The organism is Devosia sp., assembly GCF_034675085.1.
Lineage (GTDB): Bacteria > Pseudomonadota > Alphaproteobacteria > Rhizobiales > Devosiaceae > Devosia.
On record NZ_JAUCDN010000372.1, the window covers coordinates 1 to 2,971 of the forward strand.

Annotated in this window: 4 protein-coding genes; all 4 read right to left on the bottom strand. The window is 65.1% G+C overall.

From position 1 onward, the window contains the following. Positions 1–305 (bottom strand): helix-turn-helix domain-containing protein (locus VDP82_RS16430; RefSeq protein WP_323015906.1); only part of this gene is annotated, 305 nt, incomplete at its 3' end. Positions 306–308: 3 nt separating this feature from the next. Beyond that, a complete protein-coding gene (locus VDP82_RS16435) occupies positions 309–914 on the bottom strand; it encodes a dihydroxyacetone kinase subunit L (RefSeq protein WP_323015907.1) in 606 nt (201 codons plus the stop codon). Position 915: 1 nt separating this feature from the next. Next, positions 916–1,914 carry a dihydroxyacetone kinase subunit DhaK gene (locus VDP82_RS16440; RefSeq protein ID WP_323015908.1) on the bottom strand — a complete coding sequence of 333 codons (999 nt, stop codon included), beginning with the start codon at positions 1,912–1,914 and terminating at the stop codon, positions 916–918. Between the two features lie 140 nt (positions 1,915–2,054). After that, on the bottom strand, positions 2,055–2,971 hold a 917-nt coding region (locus VDP82_RS16445), incomplete at its 5' end, for a TRAP transporter large permease (RefSeq protein WP_323015909.1).

A 2,971-nucleotide genomic window follows, 5' to 3' on the forward strand; every position in this document is an offset into this window, starting at 1 on the left:
GCCGCCTCGCGCTGCACGTCCATATTGGCCAGGACGGTATTGCCCAATTCGAACAGCTTGAGCCCGAGGCGATAGCGCTCCCGGTCCCGATCCTGCTCCAGCAGCCCCAGCGTCTTGAGGGTGCTGACCAGGCGATGCACGGTGGTGCGCGGCAATTCGGTGCGCTTGGAGATCTGCAGCACGGTCAGGGCCCGGTCGCTGCGCGAAAAGCATTCCAGCACCGCCATCATCTTGAAATAGGACAGCATCTGGCCGGTGGCTTCGGTGCGCGCCGTCTCCACCAGGCTTTTCGTCTCTGTCGTCACGCTCTATCTCCCGATGGCTTCCACAATCCTGACCATGGCCAGCATACCCGGATCGTCGAGCCCCTTGGAAGCGTCGGCGAACATGCGGGCCCGCCCCATCTTATTGGGGCGATCGCGAAATTCCTCAAGAGTGGCGCGCGCGGCGGTCTGCGCGGCGGCCTGGATGCCCTCGGGCTGATCGAGGCCAACCAGGGCCCTGGCCACCGAATCAAGCGCATCGAGCACCGTCTTGTCCCCCAGGCTGGCCCCGCCACGCGCCGACATGGCGTCGCGCGCCTGGGCCAGCAGGTCCGCCAGTTCCGACCACGGCACTTGCTCGCGCCCCTTGGTCTGACGGGAAATCGTCATCAGCGCGGTGGCGATCAGGGTCCCCAGGCTTGAGCCGGTGGCACCCATGGTTGCCTTGGCATAGGCCGAAAGCGCCGCGCCCACCGCCTCGCCATCGGCGGGGGCGGCTGCATCCAAAGCCCGGACCACGCGGGCCAGCATGGCGCCGGTGTCGCCATCGCCCAGGCGGCTATCGGCCTCGTTCAACTCGGTCTCGAGCGCGGGCAGGACGGCGACGACACGGGACACCGCCTGGCGCAGATGAGTGCTTGTCAGGGCCATGTTACTGAACCTTCCAGAAGGGGCAGGATGCCGGGGCGGCCAGAAGCGCCTCCAGCTCGGGATCGAGGGCGATCAGGCTCAACGACATGCCGGCCATCTCCATGGAGGTGACATAATTGCCCACCAGCGGCTGGACCAGCGTGTAGCCGGCAGCGGCCAAGCGACGTGCGGCCTCGCCATAGATGATGAAGAGTTCGTCGAGCGGGGTGGCGCCGAGCCCGTTGACCAGCAGGGACACGCGCTTGCCGTGCACTTGCGGCAATTCGGCCAGCAGCCGCTCCAGCATCTCCTCGACGAGTTCCGCGGCCGTCTTGAGCTTGCCGCGCCAGATGCCGGGCTCGCCATGGATGCCCATGCCCATCTCGATCTCGTCATCGGCGATCTGGAAATTGGGTGCCGCCGCGCCGGGCACCTGGCAGGAGCTCAGCGCCACGCCGATGGTGCGGGTATGGTCGACGGCCTTTTGCGCGATGGCAGCAACCGCGTCGAGATCGCGGCCGGCCTCCGCCGCCGCGCCGGCGATCTTGTAGGCATAGATGAGGCCGGCTACGCCGCGCCGCTTGGCGGCGTCTTCAGGGCCGGCGCTGGCGATGTCGTCGGTGCCCAGCACGGTGCGGGTGCGGATGCCCTCGTCCTCCAGCATTTCACTGGCCATGGAGAAATTCATCCGGTCGCCGCCGTAATTGCCGAACAGCACCAGCACGCCGGTGCCGCCATCGGCCAGGCGGATCGCCTCCATGCAGGAGGCCAGGTTGGGACCCTCGAAGACATTGCCGATCGAGCAGGTGGTCAGCAGCCCCTCGCCGACATAGCCGGTGAACAGGGGCAGATGCCCGGAGCCGCCGCCCGAGGCGATGCCCACCTTGCCCGGGCTCGCCCCCGCGGCGCGCCGGACCACCCGGCCGCTTTCCCCATCCAGAACCAGTCCGGGATGAGCGGCGACCAGCCCCTTGAGCACGTCTTCGACATAGGTCGTGGGGGTGTTGATCAGCTTTTTCATGACATCCTCGCATCCGTGCCCGCGTGAGACCACGCGCGTCAGAGATGCGAATAGACGTTCATTATTCGGACATCAAGTCCGAAATTTCTCCAAATGCGATGCCGGCGACCCTGGGGCCGCCGGTCCGTCGTATACAGAAGCTAGAGGAAGAGCTTTGGCACAATGAGCGAGATATCGGGAATGTAGGTGACCAGGAAGAGCACCGTCAGCAGCGCGATAAGGAAGGGCCAGCTTTCCCGCACGTAATGGCCGATCTTCACCTTGGCGATAGAGATGGTGATGAACATCATCGTGCCGACCGGAGGGGTGAAGCCGGCGATGGTGAGGTTGATCGACATGATGATGCCGAAATGCACCGGATCGATCCCCATGCCCAGGATGATGGGCACGAAGAGCGGTGCCATCAGGATCATGGCCGAACCACCCTCGAAGAAGGCGCCCACCCCAATCAGGATGAGGTTGATGACGAGCAGCATGACCAGCGGATCGGAAATGCTGCCGGTCAGGGCGGTGGCCACCATGCCCGGAATACCTTCCCAGGTGAGATAAGCGGAAAACACAGTGGCGGCACAGATCAGCAGCATGACCCCGGCCGTGGCCAGCGCCGATTCGAGCAGGATGGCGGGAATGTGCTTCCATTGCAGGCGGCGATAGACCAGCGCCCCGACGAGCACGGCATAGAGCACGCAGACCGCGCCCGCCTCGGTAGGGGTGAACAGGCCGTAGCGCAGCCCGCCCAGAATGCCGAAGGGCAGGAACAGCGCCCAGCTCGAATCCAGCGCCTGTCGGCCGATCTCGCCCCAGCTGGCGCGCGCCTGGCGGCTGGGCTTGTATTTGCGGGCCTTGGAAATGATCGCCACGGTGATGGCGATGGCCACATAGATCAGCAGCCCCGGCAGATAACCTGCAAAGAAGATGCGGGTGATCGAGACGTCCGACACCAGTGCATAGAGGATGAGAATGATGCCGGGCGGAATGATCGGCGCGATGCAGGACGAGGCGGCGGTGACGACGGTGGAAAAGCCCTTGTCGTAACCGAGCTTGGTCATTTCCGGCA